Source organism: Oscillibacter sp. MSJ-31, from assembly GCF_018918025.1.
GTDB lineage: Bacteria > Bacillota > Clostridia > Oscillospirales > Oscillospiraceae > Hominicoprocola.
Map to the genome: position 1 here is coordinate 166,126 of NZ_JAHLPT010000001.1, position 26,801 is coordinate 192,926.

Sequence of the window (26,801 nt, forward strand, 5' to 3'; positions counted from 1 at the left end):
CTTTCCTCCTGTCGGGGGTAGATTTTTGTATCAGGGCTCCTGCCGGAAAATGGCGTCGCAGAGCGAATAGCCGTCGGTCTCGGAGATCGTCAGCCTGCGCCCGAGCGCCTGCTCGACCTGCTCGACGGTGTAATCGTCAAGGAACACGCCCTCGCCGTGGCGGAGCATATTCGCGGGGATCAGCACCCGCTCGCCGAGCGTGGGCCGGTCCTTGAGCTGCGCGATGAGGTCCTGTGCGGTGACAAGGCCGGAGACGGTGATGGTGTGGCCGAAAAAGTCGTTCACGATGCCGACGACCTCGCCGCGAAGCTGCGGAAATTTCTTTTTCGCCTCCGCCACGAGCCGCGCGATGAACGGCTCGGCGGCCTTTCCGGTCGCAACGGTGAAGCTCGCCACATCGCCGCTCTCCGCGTCCTCCAGTCCGCTGAGAAATTCGTTCATGGTGCTGCGGAGCATCCCGACGCCGTTGTCGAGCTGCTGGTATTCCTCGTAATACTCCTCGCCGGGCAGCGGACGCTCGGCCTTGATGTAGAATTCATCGGCGCAGAAGAACATCCGCGTGCCGTATTTCTCAAGGCACCTCGCGCCGTACTCGTCCACAAGGTCGATGATCTCCCCCGCCTTTTCCTTCGTCACCGGCTCGAGCCTTGCGAGGCCCTTGCGGAACTTTGTCAACCCAACCGGCACGATCGAACAGGAGTTGAAGCCGATGTCCATCAGGTCCTCGATGCTGCGGCGCAGATGCTCGCCATCGTTCCAGCCGGGACAGACGACGATCTGGCCGTTCATCTCGATGCCGGCCTCGCCGAAGGCGCGCATATACTCCAGGCTCTTATCGGCGTCTTTGTTGCCCAGCAGCGTGCGCCGGAGCTGCGGCTCGGTCGCCTGCACGGAGACGTTGATGGGGCTGATGCGCAGGTCGATGATGCGCTGCGCCTCGCGCTCGGTGAGGTTCGTGAGCGTGATGTAGTTGCCCATGAGGAAGCTCAAGCGCGCGTCATCGTCCTTGAAATAGAGCGTGTCGCGCATATTCGGCGGCATCTGATCGACAAAGCAGAACAGGCAGTGGTTCGAGCAGGGGCGCGGCTCGTCCATCAGGTAGCTATCGAAATTGAGGCCGAGATCCTCGCCCTCCTCCTTTTCGATCGTCAGGTGGCGTGTGGTCCCGTCGGCCTCGCGCAGCCGGAGACTCACCGACGGATCGTAGCAGAAAAAGCGGTAGTCCAGCACGTCGACGATCTCGTGATGATTGATCATCAGAAGCTGTTCGCCGGCGCGGATACCGGCACGTTCGGCGGGAGAGCCTGCGTCGACGGATGTAATGACAGTGCTCACGCGCTCAGCCCTCCCTTAACGCATAATTAACACATATAGTATAGCGTATCCTTTTCGATTTCGCAAGAAAAACGGCGCCCTTTTTGCGCAAAGCCCACGCATTGTCCGCAGGGCGTAAAAAGCAAGCGGGAAGATCGCTCTTCCCGCTCGTTTTTTGGTAGATGTTTTCCGATGTGCTTACTCAGCGGCAACGTTGGACTTGATGACCTTGACCTGACGGCCGTTATAGGTACCGCACTCCTTGCACATTCTGTGAGGCAGGCGCAGAGCGCCGCACTTCGGGCAAGCGACGAGGCCCGGAGTTTCCAGCTTCCAGTGAGAAGAACGTCTCTTATCGCGTCTTGCGCGGGATACTTTCCCCTTGGGGACTGCCATGTTGACACCTCCTTGATCGAAAACTGCGGATCGCAGTAAAAATTACTTGTTTTCGCTCCTGTCGAGCAGCTGAGCCAGCTTTGCGAGCCGCGGGTCCACTTCCTTTTTGCAGCGGCAGACCTCATAATTGAGGTTCACGCCGCAGCCGGGACACAGGCCCCTGCAATCCTCTCTGCAAAGCAGCTTTGTGGGCATATTGAGGATGAACACCTCGCGGGAGAGCTCTCCCAGATCGACCGTGCCGTCCTCGAGCAGCAGTATCTCGTCATTTTCCTCGTCCTCCAGCTCAGTCGCGAGCAGATACTCGCAGTCGAGATGAAAGGGCTTGTCAAAGACCTCGCCGCAGCGGTCGCACACAGCCGCAAGGGTCGTATCAAGCGCCAGCTCCAAACGAAGCATCCCCGCGATGTTCCGCACCTGCCCTACCACTAAGACAGGCCGAACGGCCGGACACACGCCGCCGAAGTCCACATCAGAAAAGTCCTCTGAAAACTCAAAGGGGATTCTGCCTCCGGGGGTGTTAACGATTCGTTTGACGTCTAAAAGCATGATACACCTCGCAATGACACGAGTAGTATTATAGAGGACGCGGCTGAGAATGTCAAACATTTTTTGAGGATTTTTTACAACTTTTTTCTTTGCTTTTCTTTACATTTGACGGTGGGTGTCGTAGAATGGCCTTGCTATGCTTTTAACGCGCGAAAGGAGCGGCACCATGCGAGAGCTTACCATCCAAAAAAATGACGCCGATCAGCGGCTCGACCGCTTTCTCGGCAAGGCCGTTCCCCTGCTGCCCGCCTCGCTGGCGCAGAAGTACATCCGCCTCAAGCGCATCAAGGTCAACGACGCGCGCGCCGAACGAGACTGCCGTCTGCGCGAGGGCGACAAGCTCCAGCTCTACATCAACGACGAATTCTTTGAAACGCCGAGCGAGGAGAACGTCTATCTCACGATCGTCAACCCAAGGCTGCATATCATCTATGAGGATGAAAACATCATGCTGCTTGATAAGCCCGCCGGAATGGTCGTCCACGCCGACGAGGGGGAGAAGGTCAATACGCTCGTCAACCATCTGCTCGCCTATCTCTATCAAAAGCGCGAATGGAAGCCGCGCGAGGAGAACGCCTTTACCCCCGCGCTGTGCAACCGCATCGACCGCAACACGGGCGGTATCGTCATCGCGGCAAAAAACGCCGAGGCGCTGCGCGTCCTGAACGAAAAGATCCGCGAACGCGAGCTGTCCAAATTCTACCTCTGCATCTGCCTTGGCCGCCCCGAGCCGCCGAAGGGCCGCATCGAATGCTTCCTGCGCAAGGACAGCAAAACGAACACCGTGCGCGTCTATCACCATCCCGTGCCGGACGGACGCAGCGCCGTCACGCTCTACGAAACGCTGGAAACGCGCGACCGTCTCTCCCTCATCGAGGTCGAGCTGCTCACGGGGCGCACGCACCAGATCCGCGCGAGCTTCGCCGACATGGGCCACCCCCTGCTCGGCGACGGAAAATACGGCGTCGGCAGCGTCAACCGCCGCTACGGTGAGACGCAGCAGGCGCTCTACTCCTACCGCCTGCGCTTTGACTTCCCCACCGACGCGGGCATTCTCAACTACCTGCGTGGGCGCGAGTTCATCGCCGACGAGGTCCCCTTCCGGCGGAAATACTTCGGCTGAACATGCGGGAGAATACATATTTAATTTATATATAAATATTCTTCCATCATTTTCCGCGATACCTGCGTGAGATATGTGAAATCGATACATAAATCCGCATAAAATTTTTATCAAATTTTTGTTCTTTTTGTCGCTTGAACTTTTTTTCTTTCGTGCTATGATGTTTGGCGTCGGGTGGAAACGTTTCCAACCGATGCATACCCATGCCATCATGGGACAAATTAAGGAGGAGAGTACAAATGATTAGCTTTTTCCTGTGTCTGGCACTGCTGATCGGCGGCTACTTCGTCTACGGCAAGGTCGTTGAGAACACCTTCGGCCCCGATGACCGTGAGACCCCTGCCGTCAAGATCAACGACGGTGTGGACTACATGGTCCTGCCGCAGTGGAAGCTCTTTATGATCCAGCTTCTGAACATTGCGGGCCTCGGCCCCATCTTCGGCGCTCTGAGCGGCGCTCTGTGGGGTCCCGTGGTCTTCCTGTGGATCACCTTCGGCACCATCTTTGCCGGTGCGGTCCACGACTATTTCTCCGGTATGATGAGTGAGCGCAACGAAGGCGCTTCCATCTCCGAGATCTCCGGCATTTACCTCGGCGGCGCGATGAAGAATGTCATGCGCGTGTTCAGCGTCGTTCTTCTGGTCATGGTCGGCACGGTGTTCGCCGTCGGCCCCGCCGGTCTGCTCCAGCTGCTGTGCTCCAAGGGCGGCAGCGAAGGCATCCTCGCCAGCAAGATGTTCTGGCTGATCCTGATTCTGATCTATTACTTCATTGCGACCTTCCTCTCCATCGATAAGATCATCGGCAAGATCTACCCCGTGTTTGGCATCTGCCTGATTGTTATGGCGCTCGGCGTGGCGCTCGGTATTTTCACGAAGGGCTACACCATCCCCGAGCTTTGGAACAACTTCACCAATATGCACCCGCAGGGCACTCCGATCTGGAGCTTCATGTTCATCACCGTCGCCTGCGGCGCGATCTCCGGCTTCCATGCTACGCAGAGCCCCCTGATGGCACGCTGCATGAAGAGCGAGAAGCAGGGCCACTTCGTCTTCTACGGCGCGATGGTCTCCGAAGGCATCATCGCCCTGATCTGGGCGGCTGCCGGCTGCGCTCTCTACACCGGTGAAGAGCTGCTTGCTCTTGGCGGCGGCGGCTCCACCGCTGTGTATGACGTCTGCTCCAAGACCATGGGCGGCATCGGCATTGCCCTTGCCATGCTCGGCGTCATCGCCTGCCCCATCACCTCCGGCGACACCGCGTTCCGCTCCGCCCGTCTGGTTCTGGCCGACTGGTTCAAGATGGACCAGAAGAGCTGGAAGAACCGTCTGCTCCTCTGCGTCCCCGTGCTCGGCGTCGGCGCCTTTCTCGGCATCGGCAATGCCCTCGGCAAGATCGACTACACCATCATCTGGCGTTACTTCAGCTGGACCAACCAGACGCTCGCCATGATCGTTCTGTGGGCCGCTTCCATGTACCTCTTCTATGAGAAGAAGAACTACTGGATCACCGCCGTTCCCGCTACCTTCATGAGCGCCGTGTCCATCACCTACTTCATGCTGGGCAATGAGTGCCTCGGCCAGTTCCTCAACACCAAGACTGCCGACGGCGCTACCGTGTACAACACGGCGGTCGCTTATCCCGTCGGCATCCTCGCTGCGGCGTTGTTCCTTGGCATCTTCCTGTACACCATCAAGAAGCGTCATACCCAGCCGCACTACGAGACCCTGCACAAGTAAACCCTATTCCGCAAAGCGGCGAGAGCGTCCCTCCCGCCGCTTTGCTCACTTTGGAGGAGCGATTATGAGCTTTGCACCTGTACGCCTCGGAAACACTGTTCTGGAAGCGGAGACCGCGGCCGCGGACCGAAAGTCCTGCCGCCGCTTCGGCCCCTGCGGTGTGGGAGAAAAGGCCCTATATCTCAATGATCTTCTCATCGACCGGCACTTTTACGTCGGCTTCGGCTCCGTGCGGCGCGTTTTCAAGCGCGTGGCGATGAGCCAGGGCGGCTTCAGCGGCAAGGGTGCGTTTGGCTCCATCCCATACCTCGTCGTGCAGTACGACGACGGACAGGAGAAGCAATGCACCTTCAAGCGTGAGGAGGACGTGGACGAGCTGCTTGCCTATCTGGGGCAGGTCCATCCCGAGATTCCGCGCCTGAGCGTCGGCGGCGAGCAGCGGCTTGCAAAAAAGGCGCAGCAGGAGGCATCCCGCTACCTCAAGGAGCTCACACCGCAGGCGCAGAGCGTGCGCGAGGAGCTGGAGCGCGCGCGCAAGTTCCTCTCCGGCTACCCCGAGCTGACCGCTCAGCTTGCTGCAGCCGCCAAGGCCAAGCGCATCAACGAGCATACGAATCCCGCCTACCGTTGGGTCGCGCTGGCGATCGTCCTCGCGGGCGCGGCGGCATTGGTGTACGGCATCATCTCGTGGCGCGGCGGCAGTGATTTCGGCGTCTACTTCGCGCTCTTCGGCTTTGCCGCCGTGTTTTTCTTCTCGGGAGCGCACGTTCTGCCCACGGCAAAGAATAACCGCAGGGCGGTCGAGCGTGCCTGGGACGAGGCGCAGGCCGCCATGGCGAATGTTCTGCCCGAGGACTTTCCCCTCCCCGCCCGCTACGCGCATCCGATCGTGCTCGACCGCATGATCCGCATTCTGCGCGAGGGCCGCGCGCAGAGCAAGGAGGAAGCGCTCGACGTGCTCAAAGCCGACCTCAGGGCGCTCACCGCCGACGTGCAGGTCGAGCAGGAGGAGCATGACGAGGTCGTGGTCATCAAGCCTCTGTTCCTTGTGAGCGACTATCAATAAGCCGAAAACAGCGAAGGACTCTGTACCGATTGCACAGAGTCCTTCCTTTTTTTGCCCGCGGAACTGTCAGCGTTCAAAATATTAAACTTTTTGTTTATTTTATGCTTGCAATCCTTTCCTCTTTGTGTATAATAGGTTTGGTTTTATAAAAATAAACCGAAAGTTTAGCAAATCGAACGCTTAGGAATCGGGAGGTCATTGTATGGACATTGGAAATAAGATCCGAGAGCTGCGAACGCGCAAGGGACTGACTCTGGAGGAGCTCGCCAGCCGAAGCGAGCTGACAAAGGGGTTCTTGTCCCAGTTAGAGCGCGACCTTACCTCCCCGTCCATCGACTCTCTGAGCGACATTCTGGAGGCGCTCGGCACGAATCTTGCCGAGTTCTTTCAGGAGGATAAAAACGACCAGTTCATCTTCCACGCCGATGATTTCTTCGTCGACGAGCGCGAGGACTGCACGGTCAACTGGATCGTTCCCAACACGCAGAAGAATCAGATGGAGCCGATACTGCTCGAGCTGCCCGAGGGCGGCGAGAGCTTCACGGTCGAGCCGCATGACGGCGAGGAATTCGGCTATGTCGTCGATGGCAGCGTCGTGCTGGTCTGCGACGGCGAGGAGCACCCCCTGCGCCGCGGAGAGACCTTCTACCTCCACGGACGCAGCTTCCATCTGCTCAAAAATGTGCGCAAGACCACCGCGCACGTGCTGTGGGTCTCGACCCCTCCCCTGTTCTGACTTCTATCGATATAAGGAAAGGATATTGGAACCATGCCTGAACAGAAGAAACTGATCCAGTTCAAGAATATCGTCAAGAGCTTTGAGGACGGGCAGGTCGTCCTCAAGGGCGTCAGCCTGGATATTTACGAAAATGAGTTCGTCACTCTGCTCGGTCCCTCCGGCTGCGGCAAAACGACGCTGCTGCGTATCCTCGGCGGATTTTTACAGCCGACCGAGGGCAAGGTCCTCTTCGACGGCGAGGACATCGTGAACGTCCCGCCCTACAAGCGCGAGATCAACACCGTATTCCAGAAATACGCGCTCTTCCCGCACATGAACGTCTACGACAACATCGCCTTCGGCCTGACCATCAAGAAGGAGCCGAAGGACGTTATCGCCCAGAAGGTCATGCGTATGCTGCGTCTGGTAAGCCTTGAGGACTACGCCGACCGCAACGTGACCGAGCTCTCCGGCGGTCAGCAGCAGCGCATCGCCATCGCCCGCGCACTCGTCAACGAGCCGAGCGTGCTGCTGCTCGACGAGCCGCTCGGCGCGCTCGACCTGAAGCTGCGCAAGGAGATGCAGCAGGAGCTCAAGTACATTCAGCAGGAGGTCGGCATTACCTTCATCTTCGTCACCCACGACCAGGAGGAAGCGCTGACCATGTCCGACAAGATCGTGGTCATGAACGCGGGCGAGATCCAGCAGATCGGTACGCCGACCGAGATCTACCGCTACCCCGTCAACGAGTTCGTCGCCAACTTCATCGGCGAGACGAACATCATTGACGGCGTGATGCAGGGCGACGACCTCGTGGTCTTCGAGGATAAAAAGTTCCCCTGCCGTGCCCGCGGCTTCAACAAAAATGAAAAGGTGGACGTCGTCATCCGTCCCGAGCATCTTGACATTGTCCCCCGCTCCGAGGGTATGCTCAAGGGCGTGGTGAAGTCCCAGCTTTTCAAGGGGATGCACTACGATACCGTGGTCGAGACCCGCGTCGGCACGACCATCACCGTCAAGATGCAGGTCTCGCAGGACCGTCCCGTGCTCAATGCCGACGCCGGTGAGAAGATCAGCGCCAGCGCCTTCCTCATTGACGTCGAGGACGTCGGCGAGCTGGACGACGCCAAGGTCGTCGCCCTCGCCTCTGCTGAGGCGTGGGATGTGGAGACCGAGGAGCCCATCTCCATCAAGAACGTCGAATACGACATCAAGCCCGAGGTCGGCAGCTACTCTGTCACCTTCACCACCGCCGCCGGGACGTCCATCACGGTCAAGGCCGCGGTCATGGCGGAGAACCGCGTGGAGAGCAAGGTCTATCAGGAAGAGATCTACGCGATGAACTTCTTCAAGAAGGTCGAGGACATTCAGGAGAGCATCGCGCTCGACACCGATCTGGAAACGTGGGCGAGCGCGTCTGCGTGGTCCCTCGAGGACGGCGAACAGGTCGAGATCACCGATGTCAAGTACGATTTCGACCCTGAGACCATCGAGCCGGGTGTCTACGACGTAACCTTCTCCACCGAGGGCTATGAGTACAAGGTCTCCACCACGCGCGCCTGCGAGGAGGGTGCGGAGGTCGGCCTCATCTTCCGCCCCGAGGACATTCACGTCATGAAGAAGGAGGGGCAGTGGTGAAGCAGTTCCGTTCCATGACGTACCCCTACGTCGCCTGGATCAGCGTGATGATTGTGCTGCCGATGCTGCTCATCGTGCTCTACGCCTTCACCGTTTCCGGCAATGAGGTGCTGACCTTTCAGTTCACCTTCGATAACTTCAAGCGCTTTGTCACCGACACCGTGTTCATGGAGGTGCTTGGCCGCTCGCTCTACATCGCCGTGCTCACGACGCTCATCTGCATCGCGCTCGGCTACCCCATCGCCTATGCCATCGCGCAGATGAACAGCCGCTCGAACACCATCATGATCCTGCTCATCACCATGCCGACGTGGGTCAATATGCTCGTGCGCACCTATGCGTGGATGGGTATTTTGCAGGACGAGGGTATCCTCAACACCATTCTCGGCTTTTTCGGCATTGGGCCGGTCTCGATGATCCACACGAGCTTCGCCGTCATTCTCGGCATGGTGTATAACTTCATTCCCTTTATGATCCTGCAGATCCACACCTCGCTCGCCAAGATGGACAAGAGCCTGCTGGAGGCCGCCAACGACCTCGGCGCCACGCCCGTGCAGGCGTTTCTGCGCGTGACGCTGCCGCTCTCCCTCCCCGGCGTCATTTCCGGCATCACGCTCGTGTTCCTGCCCGCCGTTTCCAGCTTCTTCATTCCGAAGCTCCTCGGCGGCGGTCAATTCGTGCTCGTCGGCAACATCATCGAATCGCAGTTCCTCACCTCCGGCGACTGGAACTTCGGCAGCGCCATTTCCCTCATCATGGCGATCATCATCATGCTTTCGATGTGGCTCACGCGCAAGGTCGACGTGCAGCCCGCCAGCCGCGGAAAGGAGTGACGGACGATGAAAAAGAAAACCTCTGCCGCCTCCAAGGTTATCCTTACGCTGACGATGCTGTTCTTCTACCTCCCCATTCTCTATATCATCGTCTTTTCGTTCAACGATTCCCGCTCGCTCACGAAGTTCGGCGGCTTCTCTCTGCGCTGGTATGAAAAGATGTTCGCGGACTCCACGATGATGGAGGCCGTGCTCTACACGGTCGTCATCGCCCTTCTTGCTACCGTCGTTTCCACCATCGTCGGCACCGTCACCGCCATCGGTCTGTCGAAGTCGAAGAAGGTCCTTCAGGCGATGGTCGAGCGCGTGAACGACCTGCCCGTGATGAATCCCGATATTGTCACCGGCATCAGTCTGCTGATGTTCTTCAGCGTGCTGGCGGTGAAGAAGGGCTTTCTGACGCTGCTGCTCGCGCACATCATGTTCTGCATCCCCTACGTCATGCTCTCCGTCACGCCGAAGCTGCGCTCGCTCGACCCGAACCTCATCGACGCGGCGATGGACCTCGGCGCTACGCCGTTCCAGGCGCTCACCCGCGTCATCGTGCCGCAGATCCGCCCGGGCATCGTCTCCGGCGCGCTCATCGCGTTCACCATGAGCTTTGACGACTTCGTGATCTCCTACTTCACCACGGGCAACGGCGTGAATAACATTTCCATTCTGGTCTACACCATGTCCAAGCGCGTCAATCCCTCCATCAACGCACTCTCCACGCTCGTCATTGTCGCCATCACGCTGGTGCTCGGCATCGTCAACCTTGTCCCGATCCTGCACGAAAAGCGTGAAAAAGAAGGAAGTGAAAAGGGAAAATCCTTTGCACAAAGCCGCAGGCTGATGGCCGCTGTCGCCGGCGTGCTGGTGCTCGCCATTCTCGGCGGAACGGTCGGCGTCAGCCTTTCTCAGCAGCACAAGAACGCTGCCGCCGTCGAAAAGTACGGCAGCAACGTCCTCAAGCTCTATCTCCCCGGCGAGTACCTCGGTGAGAACGTCATCGGCGACTTTGAAAAGCAGTTCGGCGTGCGCGTCATCGTGGAGAATTTCGACTCCAATGAGATGATGTACACCAAGCTCATGGCGGGCGACAAGTACGACGTGGTCATTCCCTCGGACTACATGATCGAACGCCTGATGAAGGAGAATTATCTCCAGCCGCTCGATCACAGCCTGCTTCCAAACCTTGAGAATATGGACGACGCGGTGCGCGGCATGAGCTATGACCCCGATAACGAGTGGTCCGTTCCCTACTTCTGGGGCAGCGTCGGCATCGTCTACAACCACGAGAACGTCGATCCCGCCGTGGTGGAGGAACAGGGCTGGGAGGTGCTGCGCAACACCGACTACGCCGGTCACCTCTACATCTACGACTCCGAGCGCGACTCGTTCATGATGGCGTTCAAGGCGCTCGGCTACTCGATGAACACCTCCGACCCCGACGAGATCAACGCCGCCTACGAATGGCTGCTGCAGATGAACGACACCATGTCGCCCGTCTACGTCACCGACGAGGTCATCGACGGCATGATGAATGGCTACAAGGATCTCGCGGTCGTCTACTCCGGCGACGCCACCGTCATTCTCGACGAGAACGAGGACATGAGCTTCTATATGCCGGAGCAGGGCACGAACATCTGGTGCGACGCGATGGTCATTCCCGCGAACGCGGAAAATCCCCTGCTCGCCCACGAGTTCATCAACTATATGCTTACCTATGAGGCCGCATTTGACAATACGGAGACGGTGGGGTATACTTCTCCCAACGCAGAGGTCTTTGAGGAGATGACCTCCTCCGAGGACCTTTACGCAGAGAATGCCGCCTACCTTCCCCGCTCCGGCTACGAGAAGGACGAGATGTTCCACGACAACCAGACGCTCATGCGCGAGCTGAGCAAGCTCTGGATCAAGGTCAAGGCAGCCAAGTAAAAACATCGCACGAAAGAAAGGAATCAAACCCATGCAGATCGGAGACACTTACGAATACAAAAATGTCGTCACCAAGGAGATCACCGCCGGCGCGCTCGGCTCGGGCGGACTGGACATCTTCGCCACGCCCTTCCTCATTTGCTGGATGGAGGCCGCGGCCTACTACTACATGAAGGAGCAGCTTCCCGAGGGCAAGAGCAGCGTCGGCACGATGGTCAACGTCCGCCACGTTTCCCCCTCCCCCATCGGCGCGGAGATCACCGCCAAGGCCGAGCTGATCGCCATTTCCGAGAACGGCAAGATGTATACCTTCAAGGTCGAGGCATACGATAACAAGGGCCTCATCGGCGAGGGCACGCACGAGCGCGCCATCATCGACTGCGAGCGCTTCATGAAGAAGTGCCTGGCCAAGCTGGAAGACTGAACAGGCAAGGAGGAAGCCCATGCACTACTACGGAGCCGTTTACCGTCCGCCGAGCGAGGCGTACAGCCTGATCGTGCAATGCACACTTGGGTGCAGCCACAACAAATGTGCGTTCTGCAATATGTACAAGGATAAGAAGTTCTCCATCCGTCCGGTGGAGGAGGTCCTGCGTGACGTCGCCGAGGCGCGCAGCTACGAGCGGCGCATCGAGCGCATCTTTCTCGCCGACGGCGACGCGCTGATCCTGCCGATGGACTATCTGCTGCAGGTGCTGGACTTCATCCGCGAATACTTCCCCGAGTGTACGCGCGTTGCCGCCTATGCCACCACCAAGGCCATCGAACGCAAAACGGACGAGGAGCTGCGCAAGCTGCGTGAGCACGGGCTGGCGCTCGTCTACATTGGTTTGGAAAGCGGCAATGAGGATCTGCTCTTGAAGTTCAACAAGGGCGTCACCGCGGCGGAGACCGTGAAAAACGCGCTGCGCTGCAAGGCGGCTGGCATCGCCATCTCCGTCACCGCCATCAACGGCATGGCTGGGCTCAACGGCGACTGGCAGGCCCACGCCATCGACACGGCAAAGGCCGTGAGCGCGATGAAGCCGGAATTTATCGCTTTCCTGACGCTGCGCGTCTACTCCGGCACTCCCCTGCACGATTGGATCGAGGCGGGCGAGTTTCAGATGATGGGGCCCGCCGATCTGATGCGCGAGACGCGGCTCTTCCTGGAACACATCGACTCCGAGGGCAGCGTGTTCCGCTCGAACCATGCCTCAAACTACCTTCCCCTCGGCGGCACGCTCAACCGCGACCGCGAGGCGCTGATCCAAACCATCGACGCCGCGCTGGACGGCAAGGTGCGCCTGCGCCGCGCCGTAGAGCTGGGGCTGTAACACATCTTTTGCATTGCTGCATGAAAAAACGCAGGGCCTGCCAAGTGCAGGTCCTGCGTTTTTTATCCGAACAGCGTGAGCTGGCTGGTGTCCGCCATGCCGGCAAACGCGCCGAGGGCGCGCAGCTGCTCGATGTGCGTCTTGGAAAGCTTGCTGCAGCACATGGAGAATTCCTCGACCGAGATGAACTCCTTGCCCCTGCGCTTTTCCACCGTGTCCAGCGCCGCGGCCTCGCCGAGTCCGTGGACGGAGATGAACGGCGGCAGGAGGCCGCCTTCGGTGACGGTGAACTTTGTCGCGTCGGAGCGGTAGATGTCGATGGTGTCAAAGTGGAAGCCGCGGCGATAGAACTCGTAGCAGACCTCGAGCGTGGTCATCAGATCCTGCTCGACCGCCGACGCGTCCTTGTTGTTCTCGATCTCGCGGATCTTCCGCTTGACCGCGTCCAGTCCCGCGCAGCAGTATTCCGCGTCGAACGCCTTCGCGCGCACGGTGAAGAAGGTCGCGTAGAACGCCAGCGGCTCATGCACCTTGAACCACGCGATGCGGAACGCCATCATAACATACGCGACCGCGTGCGCCTTCGGGAACAGATAGCCAATCTTGGCGAGCGACTCGATGTACCATTCCGGCACATCGTGCTCCTGCATCGCCTCTACCCAGCCGTCCTGAAAGCCGCCCTTTTTGACCTTGCCCTTCCGCACGGCCTCCATGATCTTGAAGCTCATCTTCGGGTCAAGCCCCATGGAAATGAGGTAGAGCATGATGTCGTCACGGCAGCCGACCGTCTCCAGAACGCTCGCCGTGCCGCTGACGATCAGCTCGCGCGCGTTGCCGAGCCATACGTCCGTGCCGTGCGAGAAGCCGGAAAGACGCACAAGGGTATTGAAGTCCTTCGGCTGCGTGTCAATGAGCATCTGGCGCGTGAAGCGCGTGTTGAACTCGGGAATGGCGACCGCGCCGGTCGGACCGAGCAGATCGTCGTTCTCAAAGCCCAGCACCTTCGACGAGGTGAAAATGCTCATCGTATCCGGATCGTCGAGCGGGATTGTGCGCGCGTTCACGCCGGTGAGATCCTCGAGCATACGGATCATCGTCGGGTCATCGTGGCCGAGCATATCGAGCTTGAGGAGGTTATCCTCCATGCAGTGATATTCAAAGTGCGTGGTTATGGTGTCGCTGTCCTCCGCGTCGGCAGGGTGCTGCACGGGGCAGAAATCCTCGATCTCCAGATCGTCCGGCACGACGACCAAGCCGCCGGGGTGCTGGCCCGTCGTGCGGCGCACGCCGACGCAGCCTGCCGTCAGGCGGTCGATCTCCGCCGCGCCTGACTGGATGCCGTTTTCCTCCAGATATTTCTTGACAAAGCCGAAGGCGGTCTTTTCCGCCAGCGTGCCGATGGTGCCCGCGCGGAACACCTGCGTTTCGCCGAACATTTCGATGGCGTGGCGGTGCGCCCGCGCCTGATACTCACCCGAGAAGTTCAGGTCAATATCCGGCACCTTGCCGCCGCCGAAGCCGAGGAAGGTCTCAAACGGAATGTCAAAGCCGTCCTTGACGTACTTCGTGCCGCATTCCGGGCAGTTCTTATCCGGCATATCCGCGCCGCAGCCGTAGCTGCCGTCGGTGATGAACTCACTGTGCCTGCACTTCGGGCAGCGGTAGTGCGGCGGGAGCGAGTTGACCTCGGTGATGCCCGACATATAGGCGACGAGCGACGAGCCGACCGACCCTCGCGAGCCGACCAGATAGCCGCACTCCAGCGAGCGCTGGACGAGCTTCTGCGCCGACATATACACCACGTCATACTTGCCGAGGATGCCGCCCAGCTCGATGTCCAAACGGTCCTTGATGAGTTTCGGCGGCTCGTCGCCGTAAAGCTTGTGCACCTTGTCCCAGACGAGGCGGTTCAGATCCTCTCGGGAATTTTCCAGGCGCGGCGGGAAGAGCTTGCCCTTGGGCAGCAGCTCAATGTTCTCGATCTGGTCCGCAATGGCGCGCGTGTTGGTCACGACCACCTCGTAGGCCTTTTCCTTGCCGAGATACTCAAATTCACGGAGCATCTCGTCCGTTGTGCGGAAGTAGATGGGCAGCGGCGCGTTCGCGTCGGGGAATTTCTTGGAGGCCAGCAGGATATGGCGGTAGACCTCGTCCTCCGGCTCCTGAAAATGCACATCGCCGGTGGCGACGACCCGTTTGCCCAACTCCTCGCCGAGCCGGACAATGGTGCGGTTGAAATCGCGCAGCTCCTCCTCGCTCCTGGCCGCGCCCTCGCGCAGCATGAAGCGGTTATTGCAGATGGGCTGGATCTCGAGATAATCGTAGAAGGACGCGATGCGCTTGAGCTCCTCCCAGTCCTTGTGGTCCGCGACCGCACGGAACAGCTCGCCTGCCTCGCAGGCCGAGCCGATGATAAGTCCCTCGCGGTGCGCGATCAGCTCGCTTTTCGGAATGATCGGCACACGCTTGAAATACTTGAGGTTGGAGAGTGAAATGAGCTGGTAAAGATTCTTCAGGCCCGCCTTGTTCTTTGCCAGCAGAATGATGTGCTTCGGGAAGCGGTTGGATTTGCTTCCCAGCGGGCGCAGCTTGAGCATTTCGTTGTTGATCTGCTGCAGGCGCGTCACGCCGCGCTCGGCGAGCATGGGAAAGAATTTCGTCAGCATCTGCGCGACCGGCACGGCATCGTCCGACGCGCGGTGGTGGTTGAACTGCGGCAGCTGCAAATGCTCCGCCACGATATCCAGCTTATACTTGCCCAGCCCCGGCAGCAGATTCTGCGCCAGAATGAGCGTGTCGATATAAGTCGGCTCGAACGGAATGCCGCACTTCCGGCAGCCCGCGCGGATAAAGCTGATATCGAACTCCGCGTTGTGCGCCGCGAGCGGCGCATTTCCCGCGAAGGCGAGGAACGCCGTCAGCGCGTCCTTGAGCTTTGGCGCGCCGCGCAGCATCTCGTCCGTGATACCGGTCAGACCGATGATCTCCGGCGTCAGCCGGCGCTCGGGGTCCACAAAGGTCTGGAAGGTCTCAACGATCTCGCCGTTCCTGAGCCGCACCGCGCCGATCTCCGTGATGGCCTCCTGCGTGACCTTGAGGCCGGTCGTTTCAATGTCGAAGCAGACGATCTCGTCGGAAAAGCCGATGTCCTGATGCCCGTGAATGGCGATGCGGTCGTCAATGTTGTTGACAAAATAGCCCTCGCAGCCGTAAAGTATTTTTATTTTACCCTCACCGGCGTGCCATGCATCTGGAAAGGACTGCGCCACACCGTGGTCGGTGATGGCGATGGCGGGCATCCCCCACTTGGCGGCGAGCTTGACGACGCTGCCGGTGTCGGTCAGCGCGTCCATGTTGGACATTCGCGTATGCAGGTGCAGCTCCACGCGCTTGACCTCTGCAGTGTCCATGCGCGGCTCGTGCGTGATCTCGGTCACGTCGCGCGGGTTGAGCTGCATATCGTGACCGTCGTAGGTCAGCTCCATCGTGCCCGCGACGCGCAGCCACATACCGGTCGAAACGCGGTCGCGCAGCGGCGCGACGTCCTTCTCCAGCATCCGCTTGCGCACGATGACCGAGCCCTCGTAGTCGGTCATCTCAATGAGCGCCAGCCACATACCCGGCTGGCGCAGCTCACGGAACTCGCACTTGAAGACCTTGCCCTCGACCACAACGTTTCCCGCCTTGGGGTTCAGCTCGCTCATCGGCATGGGATGCCCCTTGATCTCGCGGCCCATGATGATCTTGCCCGCGCTCGACTCCTTCCTCGCGCCGCCGCCCGCGCTCGAGGGACGCGGCTCCTGCTTGGGAAAGCCGCCCTGCGTCAGCGAGATCCGCACGCCGTTGAGCGCGAAGCGGTCCGCCAAAAGCTGCTCGAGCAGGGTGCGCTCGGAATCCGTGATCTCCTGCAGCACCGTCAGCGCAAGCGCCATCGTGCGGCTCTCCTGCTCCACGGTGACGTCGGTCACGCGGGCGTCGGTGAGCAGCACACGCAGTCCGATGGGCGGCGCAAAGCCCTCAAATAATTCAAAAAACGGTATCCTTTGTGCCATTTTTTCGCTTCTCTCTTACAGTTTCTCGATCTCTTCAAGCAGGGCGTCCAGCAGCTTTTCCTGCGCTACCTTGTACAATACCTCGCCATGACGGAAAATAAGGCCCTCGCCCTTGCCGCCCGCAATACCAATATCCGCCGCTCTTGCCTCGCCGGGGCCGTTGACCACGCACCCCATGACCGCGACGGTGATGGGCTTGTCGCAGTCCTCAAGGCGGCGCTCCAGCTCCTCGGCCAGCGGGATCATATCGTAGGCCGTGCGCCCGCAGGTCGGGCAGGAGATCAGATTCACGCCGCTTCTTCGCAGCCCGCAGGCGCGCAGGATGCGCTTGGCGGCATAGACTTCCTCCACCGGGTCGGCGGTCAGCGAAACGCGCATCGTGTCGCCGATGCCCTCGCAGAGAAGTCCGCCGATGCCGATGGCAGACTTCAGCACTCCCATCGACGGCGTACCCGCCTCGGTCACACCGAGATGCAGCGGATAGTCCACTCGTTCGTGCAGCAGCCGGTAGGCCGCCATGTTGAGCGGCACGTCGGAGCTTTTGACGGAGATGCAGATGTCCGTGAAGTCATACTTCTCCAGCAGCGCGACATGACCCAGCGCGCTCTCCACGAGCGCCTCCGGCGTCACGCGGCCGTACTTTGCCAGCAGCTCCTTCTCCAACGAGCCGCCGTTCACGCCGATGCGAATGGGCACCTTGTGCGCGCGGCAGCAGTCCACGACCGCCTTCACGCGGTCCTCCCCGCCGATGTTGCCGGGGTTGATGCGGATCTTGTCCGCGCCGTGCTCCGCCGCGGCGATGGCAAGGCGGTAGTCAAAGTGAATGTCCGCCACGAGCGGAATATGAATGCTGTTCTTGATAATCTCGACCGCCTCCGCCGCCTCGGGCGTCGGCACGGTCACGCGCACGATCTCGCAGCCCGCCTGCTCCAAGCGCAGGATCTGCTCGATGGTCGCGCCTGCGTCCTCGGTCTTTGTGTTGCACATCGACTGGATGGTGACCGGCGCGCCGCCGCCGACGGCCACGCCGCCGACCATGATCTGCTTCATCACGCTTCTTCCCTCCTCACAGCAGCTTCATCACATCGTGGAACGTGATGAAGAGCATCAGCGCCATCAGCAGGGCAAAGCCTGCCATGTGGATATAGTTCTCATATTTCGGCGGGATCTGACGCTTGAAGATCGCCAGCGCCAGCGTGTTGATCACGAGGAAGAACACCTTGCCGCCGTCGAGCGCCGGCAGCGGCAGCAGGTTCATCACGGCAAGGTTGACCGCGATGAGCGCACCGAAATAGAGAATGCTCTCCACCGCCGCGGCGAAGCCGTTCTGATTGTTCTTCTCGGCCTCCTCCTGCGCCTCCTCGCCCACGTCCTTGATGGTCGAGACAATGCCGACCGGCCCGCTGAGATCGTCCAGTCCTGCCGAGCCGCTCACCAGCATCATCAGGCTCATGCGTACAAGGCGCACAAAATCGAGCGTATTGTACCAGCTGTATTGCAGCCGCACGAGCGGCGTCGCTTCCACGATGCCTCCATAGGTGAAGCCGTAGCGGCGCACCTCCGCGCCGTTTTCGTCCGTATAGGTCTGCAGCGTCAGCGTGCGCTTGAGCTTCTCGCTGCCGCGCTTGACCGTCATTTCAATGGTGCCGTTTTCATCCAGATCGACCACGCCGAGCACCGTGGAAACGTCGCTTTTGAGATAGATGCGCTCGCCGTTGATGGCCCAGATCACGTCGCCGACCATGATGCCGTTTTCGCCCTGCTGGGGAAATGCCGGGTCAAGCTCGACGATCTCCGCCGTATAGAAGCCCTGGGCGCCCGCGTACAGGCAGAGCATGATGACAAAGCCGGTCAGAAAATTCATCGCCGCGCCTGCGACGAAGATCAGCAGCTTCTTCCAAAAGCCCTGCTTCTCCAGCGCGCGCGGGTCGTCGCTTTCCTCGTCCTCGCCCTCCATCGCGCAAAAGCCGCCGATGGGCAGAAGGCGCAGCGAATATTCCGTTTCGCCCTTTGTCGTGTGGAAGATGGCCGGGCCCATGCCGATGGAAAACTCGTTCACACGCACGCCGCAGGCCTTTGCGGCAAGAAAATGTCCGAGCTCATGCACGGCAATGAGCACGCCGAAGATCAAAATGGCAGCGATGATATACATGAAATAACTCCTTATGGAACTTGCTTATTGGATGTGCGCGCGTACCGCTTCGCGCGCCGCGTGATCCGCCGCGAGGATCTCCTCCAGCGTCGGCGCGGAGACCTGCTCCACCGTTCCCAGTGCCGCTTCCACCAGCGCAGGAATGTCGTTGAAGCCCACCGCGTCCCGCAAAAACGCACCGACTGCCTCCTCATTTGCACCGTTGAGGATGGCGCAGGCTGTTCCGCCGACCGCGGCGCATTGACGCGCGAGCTTCAGGCAGCGGAACGTCTCCTCATCGGGCGCGGCAAAGGTCAGCGGCGGACAGGAGAGCAGGTCGAGCGTCCGGTCCGGCGTTTCCGCACGATAGGGATAGGTCATCGCGTAGCGGATGGGCAGCTTCATGTCGGGCGTACCGAGCTGCGCGAGCATTGCGCCGTCGCGGTACTCCACCAGCGAGTGGATGATGCTCTGGCGGTGGATGATGGCATCCACCTGCCGCAGCGGCAGACGGTAGAGCCGCATGGCCTCGATGATCTCAAGGCCCTTGTTCATCAGCGTCGCGGAATCGACGGTGATCTTCGCGCCCATCGTCCAGTTGGGGTGACGAAGCGCGTCGGCGCGCGTCTTGCCCGCAAGCTGCTCACGGGTAAGACCGTAGAACGGCCCGCCCGAGCAGGTCAGGATCAATCGCTTGATCTCGCTGCGGTCACGGCAGCCCTGCACACACTGAAAAATCGCGCTGTGCTCGCTGTCCACCGGCACGATCTCCGCGCCGAACTTCTCCGCCGCGTCCATCACGAGCGTGCCCGCGCACACCAGCGTCTCCTTGTTGGCCAGCGCGATGCGCTTGCCCTGTTCGATGGCGGCAAGCGTGGGCTTCAGACCGATCATGCCGACCACGGCGGTCACCACCGTGTCGGCGTCCTCCGCGGTCGCGGCGGCGAGCAGGCCCTCCATACCGGAGAGCACCTGCGTTTTCGTGTCCCGCAGGCGCTCGCGCAGCTCGGCAGCCGCCGCTTTGTCATAAAGCACGGCAAGACGCGGGCAAAACTCCCGCGCCTGCTGTTCGATGAGATCAACGCTCGAATTAGCGGTCAGCGCCGCGACGGTCAGCCCCAGCTCCCGCGCGACCTCCAGCGTCTGGCGGCCGATGGAGCCGGTCGAGCCGAGTAAAGCAATACTCCTTGTCATATCGCGCCAGTCCCCACAAAAAGATATACGATGGGTGCAATGAAGAGCGTAGAGTCAAAGCGGTCGAGCATACCGCCATGCGTGAGGAAAAGATGGCTGTAGTCTTTGATGCCTGCCTCACGCTTGATGAGCGACAGGGAAAGGTCGCCGAGCTGGCCGAAAAGGTTGGCGCCCGCGCCGACCTTGACCAGCTCCAGATAGTCCGGCGCATAACCGAGCCATCTCTGTCCGATGAAGCCGAGCAGCAGCATACCGAGCGCGCTGCCGATAGGGCCGCCGATGCCGCCCGCCCAGGTCTTGTGCGGGCTGACGTGGGGCGCCATCTTGCGCTTGCCGAACCACATGCCGAAGCCCATCGAGAGCGAATCGCCCGCGAAAGCGATAAAAAACGGCGCAAGCACATAGAGTTTGCCGTACTCCGGCACGCAGCGCAGGAGCAGGATGCAGCTGTACATCGTCGGCAGCACGGCACCCGCGACGATGCCCGTCGCCACATCGGTGAAGGGCAGATCGTTTCCTTTCCCATAGCGGGCAACGGCCTCATAAAACAGGAACATCACCAGCACCCACGGCAGGATCAGACACTTGTCAAACGGTGCGCCGCCGCGCAGCGGAACGGTGACCTCGTACCATTTGCGCACATCATAGATCACCCAGACCTGTGCCACTGCGCAGAGGATCGTCACGGCATAGACCGCTTTGCCGATATTTTTCCCCGCCACGTGCAGCAGCTCATAGGCCGCAACGCCGGAAATGGCGCAGACCAGCAGCGTCGTCGCCCACTGTGGGCAAGCCAGCAGGACCAGCAGCAGCAAAGGCAGGCCAACTATGGCCACAAGCCATCTTTGTTTCATAGTGTTTCCCCTTTCGGGCTGTTTTTCTCTTACGGCTTCACGCCGCCGAAGCGCCGCTCCCGGTGCTGATAGGCGATAAGCGCCTTGTCAAACTCCCGCTCGTCAAAGTCGGGCCAGAGCGTATCGCAGAAGTAAAACTCGCTGTACGCGCACTGCCAGAGAAGATAGTTGCTGATGCGCTTCTCTCCGCCCGGACGAATGAGCAGCTCGGGGTCGGGCAGGCCATTGGAATAGAGATACTGCGAGAACATCTCCTCCGTCAGCGCGTCGCTCCGCTTCTCCCCCGCCGCGCAGTCGCGCGCGAAGGCGCGGGCCGCGTGGACGATCTCGTCCCGCCCGCCGTAGTTGAGGCAGACGTTCGCCTGAAAGCCCTCGATGCGCGCGGAAATTTCATTCGTTTCCCGGATCAGCTCCTTGAGGTCGTCGTCCAGCACGCTCAGGTCGCCGAGAAAGCGCAGGCGGTTGCCGTCGCGCTCCATCGTGTCGATGCACTCGTGGAGATAACGGCGCAGAAGCTGCATGATGCCGTCGATCTCCTCGGGCGGGCGCTTCCAGTTTTCCGTGGAAAAGGCATAGACCGTCAGGTAGTCGATGCCGAGCTTCTTGCAGTAGGTACCGAGACGGCGGAAGCTCTCCGCGCCCGCCTTGTGGCCCGCCGAGCGCGGAAGCCCGCGCTTCTGCGCCCAGCGTCCGTTGCCGTCCATGATGACGGCAACATGACGAGGCAGGCTGTTTTTGTCAACCTGCCCCGTGAGCTGTCTTTTGGTGAAAAGTCCCATCAGACCTCCATCAGTTCCTTTTCCTTCTTCTCGAGCAGGGCGTCCAGCTCCTTGCACATATCGTCGGTGAGCTTCTGCAGGTCCTTCTCGGCGATCTTCAGATCGTCCTCGGTCAGCTCGCTGGCCTTCTGCTTCTTCTTGAAGGTCTCCATCGCATCGCGGCGGATGTTGCGGATGGCGACCTTGCCGCCCTCGGCGTACTTGCGGATCTGCTTGACGAGCTCCTTGCGGCGCTCCTCGGTCAGCTGCGGGAAGGTCAGGCGAATGGCCTTGCCGTCGTTCTGCGGATTGATGCCGAGGTCGGAGTTCAGGATCGCCTTCTCAATGAGCTTCACGGCGCTCGCGTCCCACGGCTGAATGAGCAGCTGACGCGGATCGGGCGAGCCGATGGACGCGATCTGCTGGATGGGCGTCGGCGTGCCGTAATAGTCCACGCTGATGCGGTCGAGCACGGCGGCGTTGGCGCGGCCCGCGCGCACGGCGGCGAAGTCGGCGGCGACGGAGTCGATGCTCTTTCTCATTTTTTCTTCGTAAACCTTGTATTCATCCTTCAACATGGGGATAGCCTCCTCAAATTTTGATTTTTGCATTTTATCTTGCGACGCCGACTCATTCGCCGACGATCGTACCGATCTTCTCGCCCATCACGGCGCGCAGGATGTTCTTGGGGTCCTTGAGCGCGAACACGAGCACGGGAATGTGGTTGTCCATCGACAGTGAGGTCGCCGTGGAATCCATCACCGCGAGGTGCTGGGCCAGCACGTCCTCGTAGGAGATGGCGTCGTACTTCACCGCGTCCGCGACCTTCGCGGGGTCGGCGTTGTACACGCCGTCGATGTTCTTCGCCAGCAGGATAACGTCCGCGTTGATCTCCGCCGCGCGGAGCACCGCCGCGGTATCCGTGGAGAAAAACGGCGAGCCGATGCCGCAGCCGAAGATGACCACGCGGCCCTTCTCAAGGTGCCGGATGGCGCGGGCGCGGATATAAGGCTCCGCGACCTCCTTGATCTCCAGCGCGGTCTGGATGCGCACGTCCACACCCTTCTGCTCCAGCACGTCGGCGACCGCCATGCAGTTCATCGCCGTAGCCAGCATCCCCATGTGGTCGGCGCGGGTGCGCTCGATGTAGCCCTCGCCGTTCTTCACGCCGCGCCAGAAGTTGCCGCCGCCGATGACGATGCCCATCTGTACGCCGGCCTCCACACACTCCTTGATGACGTCCGTCACCTGACCGATGACGCTGAAGTCCAAGCCGAAGTGCTTGTCGCCCGCGAGCGCCTCGCCGCTGATCTTGAGCAGGACGCGCCGATATTTCGGTTTCTCCATGTTTGTCTGTTCCTCCCTGCGAACGGTTCATATTTTAACAGCTACATTGTAGCGTATTTTTTCCGTTTTGCATAGGGGGTAAATTGAAAACTTTTCTTTTTTCGGCGCAGAAAGAGAGCCGCGGGCGATCCCGCCCGCGGCTCCCGCGTGATTCGGTTTTTTTGCTCAGATCGCCGCAATATGCCTTATGCGGCTGTCTGGCTCTCATCAGTCGGGGCGGTTTCGTTGTTGAGCACCACCGTCTCACCGGTGGCGAGATCAACACGCACCGGTACCGCCTCGTCCGGCTGGGCGCTTCCCTCGCCCCAGTAAGCGCCCGTCGTGTAGAGATACCCTCCCTCCAGCTGGAAGGTATTGGAGGTCGCGTCAGCGCTTATGCTTCCGTCCTCCCGAAGCGTGACGGGGCGGTCGTATATATAGCTCGGATCACCGAGCTTTTCCCAAGTCTTTCCCCGGTCACGAGAGATGCTCAGATTGCCCGTCGTCGGCGCGGCGAAGCTGTCGGTCTTGACGACCGTGTCCCCGTCGATCAAAAAATCGGCGCAGTCGGCAAGCTCATAGGCCACGCCTCCTGTTTTACTGTTAAATAAGCACTGCTTCGTGCTGCCCATAAAGCCCCCGCCCACGCGATAGGCGAGCAAAACCATATCATCGTAAACATTGAGCTTTTCGATCAGGACCGGCGAAAGCTCGCTGCTCGGCAGCTTGTAGAGCTGCTCGACGCCGCCGTTCGCGTCGCAGCGGCTGAGCGCTCCGTCCGCGATGTACCAAAGATAGCCGCCCTGTTCAAGCGTTCTATCCGCTGTTTTCAGGATGTCCGCGCGGAGCTCCTCGGGTGTCTTTTCCGCCGTCGCAGGCTCCACGGTCACCTCCGGCTCCGTCGGCTGGGAAGCCGACTCCTCCGCTGGGGCCTCATACTGTCTCTCAAGTCCCGGCGCGACCGTGAAGCTCTGCGCCATCCCACGCAGCCAGATCGCCTCGCGCTCCACCTGCGCGCCCTTGTCCCACTCGCCCCACTGGTTCGTCACGATCTCGTCGGTCGGCACCCAGTAGGTCGAGATGATGTAGCAGCCGCCCTCGGCGGTATTTTCGGCAAGATAGTTTGCAAACTGCGTGCCGCTCTCCGCATCATAGCGCAGCCACGGACCGCTGAGCGCCGCGCCCTCGCGATACTGCTTGAGCGTAAAGCCGCTGTCGCGGTAGAAGTCCTCCATCGCCTTCACGCTGTCGTAGCTCTTGTCCACGCGCAGGGCGCTGCCGGTATAATAGCCGGAGTACCAGCTGTCCTCGCCCTTCGTTTTTTTCCATACGACGGTAGAAAGATAGATGTACCAGCCGTCGCCGTCATAGCGGCGCGCCTCGCAGTCGTCACTGGTCTGCGCCACATTCTCACGGCTGAGCTCATCGCCGTTGAAATAGACATGGATCATATAGCGCGGCACGTCAAGGCTCGCGTAGTCCGCGTAGAAGTCGTAGAGGTATTCATAGGCGCTCGTGTAGGTGCAGCCGTTGTACCACAGTCCGTCGTTCGCCATGTGGCTGTCGAGCAGCTTGTAGACGCCCGGCTCGCCGTTCGTGCGGAGCACGGTGAGGTAGTAATAGAAGCCGTCGGAGATGTAGCCGTCGTCGGTGATGTTGTTGCCGCCGACCCAGAAGAAGCGGTCGGGCAGCGCGCCCGCCTTGTCCTCGGGCTTGACCTCATAGCTGAAGCTCCACAGCTCCAGCGTGCCGTCCGGCGCGAGGTCCGCGCAGTCGCCGAGCTTCTCCAGCTCGGTCACGCGCACATCGGCCGCCGCCTCGGTGACCTCGATCGGCGTACCGTCCGCGCTGCTCTGCGCGCCATCGGGGAGAATGCAGTAGGTGTAGCCGTTCGGCTGCTTGAGCGCGTTGATGACGGAGAGGGCGTAGGCCTCCATGCTGTCATAGGTCGGCACGGCCTTTTCGGTCAGGCGGAACAGCCAGCGGAAGAAATGCAGTCCGTCCGGAAAGCGCTCGGACGCCTCACAGTCATAGCCCATGATGAGATAGAGCGTGCCGTCCTTCTGCTGAAGAAGGTAGATTTCCTCTGGCCACGAGGGGTCCTCCGCCGCCGTGCAGTGCCACGCTTTCGCGTTCTCGCGGCGCAGCGACGCAGCGCTCCCCGTCTTGTCCGCCCAGCCGGAGGTACCGTCCTCGGCGGCGCGGAAGCGATCGTCGAAGTTTTCCTTGGTCAGAGTATATTCCTCCAGCGCACCGTAGAGGTTTTCTGCAGGCAGGCCGTTTCGGTTGAGATCAACGACCGTAAGGCTCTGGCCGTCCGCCCCGATGCGGAAATACGGCGCGGTATCGGCCGTCAGGCTGAAATCATATTCCGGCGCCTGATACATGACCTCCGCCGCCTCGTAATCCCTGCCGAATGGGTCAGCCAGCTCCGCATCGTCCCTGCCGCCGGTGAAGGTGCAGGCGACCGAAAGGCCCGCGATGAGCAGCACGGCGATGGCGGTATACGCCGCCGTCTTCGGCTTCTTCACCAACAGGGAAATGCGCTCCTTGAGCCCCTTGCCGCTGTCGGTCATCATCGTGGCGGTGACGAGCAGCGCGGGGCGCTTTTCACAGGTCATACGGATCAGCGTGCGGCCGTAGGCGGCGCGCTCGCTCTCGCCGATGCGGCGGATGGTCGCCTCGTCGCAGGCCAGCTCCGCGTCGCGGCGGGAAAGCTCCGCCGCCCACCACACGAGCGGGTTGTACCAATGCAGCGCCAGACACACGCCGCGCAGCACCGCCCAAAGGTTGTCACCGTGGCGGTAGTGCGTCTGCTCATGGGCGAGCGCGTAGCGCAGCGTCTCCGCCTCCGTGCGCGTGTCGGGTGTGACGTAAATGCTCGGCTTCGCCACGCCGAACAGGCACGGCGTATCCGTCTCACCGCTCTCGTAGACCGGCAGGCAGGCGTCGGTCTCCTCCACGCGCTCACGCGAGCGGCGCAGCTTCTTGCCGAAGCGCAGGTTCACGGCGAGGAACACCAGTCCCAGCGCCGCCGCGCCGGCGAGCCAGACGGTTTTTGCGATCCGCGCCCAGTCGGTCTTTTCGACCGTCGGCGCGGTCACCGTCGCGGTCGTGACGTTCTGTACGAGGTCCGGCGGGGCCGCCTCGTTCATGCTCTGTGCCGGAATGCCGACGGTACCGGCGTTCGCGGGCGCGTCGTTCCGCTCGCCGACGATGTCCTGCTTGTAAGTCCCCTGCTGCACGGTCGGCGCGCGCTCGGGCACGGCGTTCATCACGCTCAGATCGCTCGCGCCGAAGCTCACCGGAACGAGCAGGCGCACAAGCACCAGCAGCCACAGGGCGTACTGCATCCGCAGGCTGAGCTTCCCGCGCAGCACATAGCGCAGCGCGATGACCACCAGGATCAAAACGCTGGATGAAACGATCCACTGCATCATTTTGTTCCCTCCTCCATCTGCCGCAGCAGCTCATAAAGCTCGTCAATCTCTTCCTTGGAGATGGCCTGTCTGCGCGTCATGGCGCTGACCATCATGCTCAGGCTTCCCTGATAGACGCGGTCTAAAAAGGTCTCTGTTTCGGCAAGCGCCGCGTCCTCACGGCGCACCGCGGGGGAAAAGGTGTTCTTCGTCCCCTCCGTGTCGCACGTCACAACGCCCTTGCCGACCATGCGCCGCAGCAGCGTCAGCGTCGTGCTGCGGCTCCAGCCCATGCTGGCCTCCATCTGCTCGGTCAGCTCGCGGCCGGTCTGCGGTGCGCGCTCCCACAGGCATTCCATGATGTTCCATTCGGCGGGCGCAAGATCAAATTTTTCCATTTGCCGTCCTCCTTTTTCCGGATTTTGGTTACTGTTGTAAACACAATGTAGCATAGT

Annotated in this window: 21 protein-coding genes and 1 pseudogene; 9 read left to right on the top strand and 13 right to left on the bottom strand. The window is 60.6% G+C overall.

Annotated features, from left to right (window positions below):
* Positions 1 to 30: 30 nt before the first annotated feature.
* The 3 genes from KQI17_RS13830 to KQI17_RS00735 all read right to left on the bottom strand — a co-directional run bounded on the left by KQI17_RS13830 (position 31) and on the right by KQI17_RS00735 (position 2,100).
* Positions 31 to 1,335: a DUF512 domain-containing protein gene (locus KQI17_RS13830; protein WP_216494295.1), complete on the bottom strand. Its 1,305-nt coding sequence runs from the start codon at positions 1,333 to 1,335 to the stop codon at positions 31 to 33.
* Positions 1,336 to 1,512: 177 nt separating this feature from the next.
* On the bottom strand, positions 1,513 to 1,710 hold the full coding sequence (rpmF, locus tag KQI17_RS00730; RefSeq protein WP_022019053.1) for a 50S ribosomal protein L32: 198 nt from the start codon (positions 1,708 to 1,710) through the stop codon (positions 1,513 to 1,515).
* A 42-nt stretch (positions 1,711 to 1,752) separates the two neighbouring features.
* Positions 1,753 to 2,100 carry a DUF177 domain-containing protein gene (locus KQI17_RS00735; protein ID WP_253285611.1) on the bottom strand — a complete coding sequence of 116 codons (348 nt, stop codon included), beginning with the start codon at positions 2,098 to 2,100 and terminating at the stop codon, positions 1,753 to 1,755.
* A gap of 325 nt (positions 2,101 to 2,425) precedes the next feature.
* On the opposite strand from KQI17_RS00735, the gene KQI17_RS00740 reads away from it, so the two are divergent.
* The 9 genes and pseudogenes from KQI17_RS00740 to KQI17_RS00780 all read left to right on the top strand — a co-directional run bounded on the left by KQI17_RS00740 (position 2,426) and on the right by KQI17_RS00780 (position 12,612).
* Positions 2,426 to 3,382 carry an RluA family pseudouridine synthase gene (locus KQI17_RS00740; protein ID WP_216494297.1) on the top strand — a complete coding sequence of 319 codons (957 nt, stop codon included), beginning with the start codon at positions 2,426 to 2,428 and terminating at the stop codon, positions 3,380 to 3,382.
* Positions 3,383 to 3,621: 239 nt separating this feature from the next.
* Positions 3,622 to 5,121: a carbon starvation protein A gene (locus KQI17_RS00745; RefSeq protein ID WP_216494298.1), complete on the top strand. Its 1,500-nt coding sequence runs from the start codon at positions 3,622 to 3,624 to the stop codon at positions 5,119 to 5,121.
* A gap of 64 nt (positions 5,122 to 5,185) precedes the next feature.
* A complete protein-coding gene (locus KQI17_RS00750) occupies positions 5,186 to 6,187 on the top strand; it encodes an ATPase P (protein WP_216494299.1) in 1,002 nt (333 codons plus the stop codon).
* Positions 6,188 to 6,389: 202 nt separating this feature from the next.
* Positions 6,390 to 6,923, top strand: coding sequence for a helix-turn-helix domain-containing protein (locus KQI17_RS00755; protein WP_216494300.1), 534 nt, complete (start codon positions 6,390 to 6,392; stop codon positions 6,921 to 6,923).
* Positions 6,924 to 6,956: 33 nt separating this feature from the next.
* Positions 6,957 to 7,970: pseudogene (locus KQI17_RS13835) on the top strand (ABC transporter ATP-binding protein); the annotation flags it as partial.
* Between the two features lie 569 nt (positions 7,971 to 8,539).
* Complete coding sequence (locus KQI17_RS00765) at positions 8,540 to 9,376, top strand: ABC transporter permease (protein ID WP_022019046.1); 837 nt, start codon at positions 8,540 to 8,542, stop codon at positions 9,374 to 9,376.
* A gap of 6 nt (positions 9,377 to 9,382) precedes the next feature.
* Entirely contained in the window at positions 9,383 to 11,296 is a 1,914-nt protein-coding gene (locus KQI17_RS00770; protein ID WP_216494302.1) for an extracellular solute-binding protein, read from the top strand.
* Positions 11,297 to 11,327: 31 nt separating this feature from the next.
* Positions 11,328 to 11,720 (top strand): thioesterase family protein, encoded by a 393-nt coding sequence (locus KQI17_RS00775; protein ID WP_216494303.1) that lies wholly within the window; start codon positions 11,328 to 11,330, stop codon positions 11,718 to 11,720.
* Positions 11,721 to 11,739: 19 nt separating this feature from the next.
* Positions 11,740 to 12,612 (top strand): radical SAM protein, encoded by an 873-nt coding sequence (locus KQI17_RS00780; RefSeq protein ID WP_216494304.1) that lies wholly within the window; start codon positions 11,740 to 11,742, stop codon positions 12,610 to 12,612.
* A 62-nt stretch (positions 12,613 to 12,674) separates the two neighbouring features.
* On the opposite strand, the gene KQI17_RS00785 is transcribed toward KQI17_RS00780, so the two are convergent.
* From KQI17_RS00785 to KQI17_RS00830, 10 genes are all read right to left on the bottom strand, one after another.
* A complete protein-coding gene (locus tag KQI17_RS00785) occupies positions 12,675 to 16,664 on the bottom strand; it encodes a PolC-type DNA polymerase III (protein ID WP_216494305.1) in 3,990 nt (1,329 codons plus the stop codon).
* Between the two features lie 15 nt (positions 16,665 to 16,679).
* Complete coding sequence (ispG, locus tag KQI17_RS00790; protein WP_371821935.1) at positions 16,680 to 17,717, bottom strand: flavodoxin-dependent (E)-4-hydroxy-3-methylbut-2-enyl-diphosphate synthase; 1,038 nt, start codon at positions 17,715 to 17,717, stop codon at positions 16,680 to 16,682.
* A 13-nt stretch (positions 17,718 to 17,730) separates the two neighbouring features.
* Positions 17,731 to 18,816: an RIP metalloprotease gene (locus KQI17_RS00795; RefSeq protein WP_216494306.1), complete on the bottom strand. Its 1,086-nt coding sequence runs from the start codon at positions 18,814 to 18,816 to the stop codon at positions 17,731 to 17,733.
* A 24-nt stretch (positions 18,817 to 18,840) separates the two neighbouring features.
* Positions 18,841 to 19,989: a 1-deoxy-D-xylulose-5-phosphate reductoisomerase gene (locus tag KQI17_RS00800; RefSeq protein ID WP_216494307.1), complete on the bottom strand. Its 1,149-nt coding sequence runs from the start codon at positions 19,987 to 19,989 to the stop codon at positions 18,841 to 18,843.
* Complete coding sequence (locus tag KQI17_RS00805; RefSeq protein ID WP_216494308.1) at positions 19,986 to 20,843, bottom strand: phosphatidate cytidylyltransferase; 858 nt, start codon at positions 20,841 to 20,843, stop codon at positions 19,986 to 19,988. The genes KQI17_RS00800 and KQI17_RS00805 overlap by 4 nt, the downstream gene beginning before the upstream one ends.
* A gap of 29 nt (positions 20,844 to 20,872) precedes the next feature.
* A complete protein-coding gene (locus KQI17_RS00810) occupies positions 20,873 to 21,622 on the bottom strand; it encodes an isoprenyl transferase (protein ID WP_216494309.1) in 750 nt (249 codons plus the stop codon).
* Positions 21,622 to 22,179: a ribosome recycling factor gene (gene frr / locus KQI17_RS00815; protein ID WP_216494310.1), complete on the bottom strand. Its 558-nt coding sequence runs from the start codon at positions 22,177 to 22,179 to the stop codon at positions 21,622 to 21,624. The genes KQI17_RS00810 and frr overlap by 1 nt, the downstream gene beginning before the upstream one ends.
* 52 nt (positions 22,180 to 22,231) lie before the next feature.
* Complete coding sequence (gene pyrH, locus KQI17_RS00820; protein WP_216494311.1) at positions 22,232 to 22,948, bottom strand: UMP kinase; 717 nt, start codon at positions 22,946 to 22,948, stop codon at positions 22,232 to 22,234.
* Positions 22,949 to 23,133: 185 nt separating this feature from the next.
* Positions 23,134 to 26,367, bottom strand: coding sequence for a M56 family metallopeptidase (locus tag KQI17_RS00825; RefSeq protein ID WP_216494312.1), 3,234 nt, complete (start codon positions 26,365 to 26,367; stop codon positions 23,134 to 23,136).
* Positions 26,364 to 26,744, bottom strand: a complete 381-nt coding sequence (locus KQI17_RS00830; RefSeq protein ID WP_216494313.1) for a BlaI/MecI/CopY family transcriptional regulator — start codon at positions 26,742 to 26,744, stop codon at positions 26,364 to 26,366. The genes KQI17_RS00825 and KQI17_RS00830 overlap by 4 nt, the downstream gene beginning before the upstream one ends.
* Positions 26,745 to 26,801: the final 57 nt, after the last annotated feature.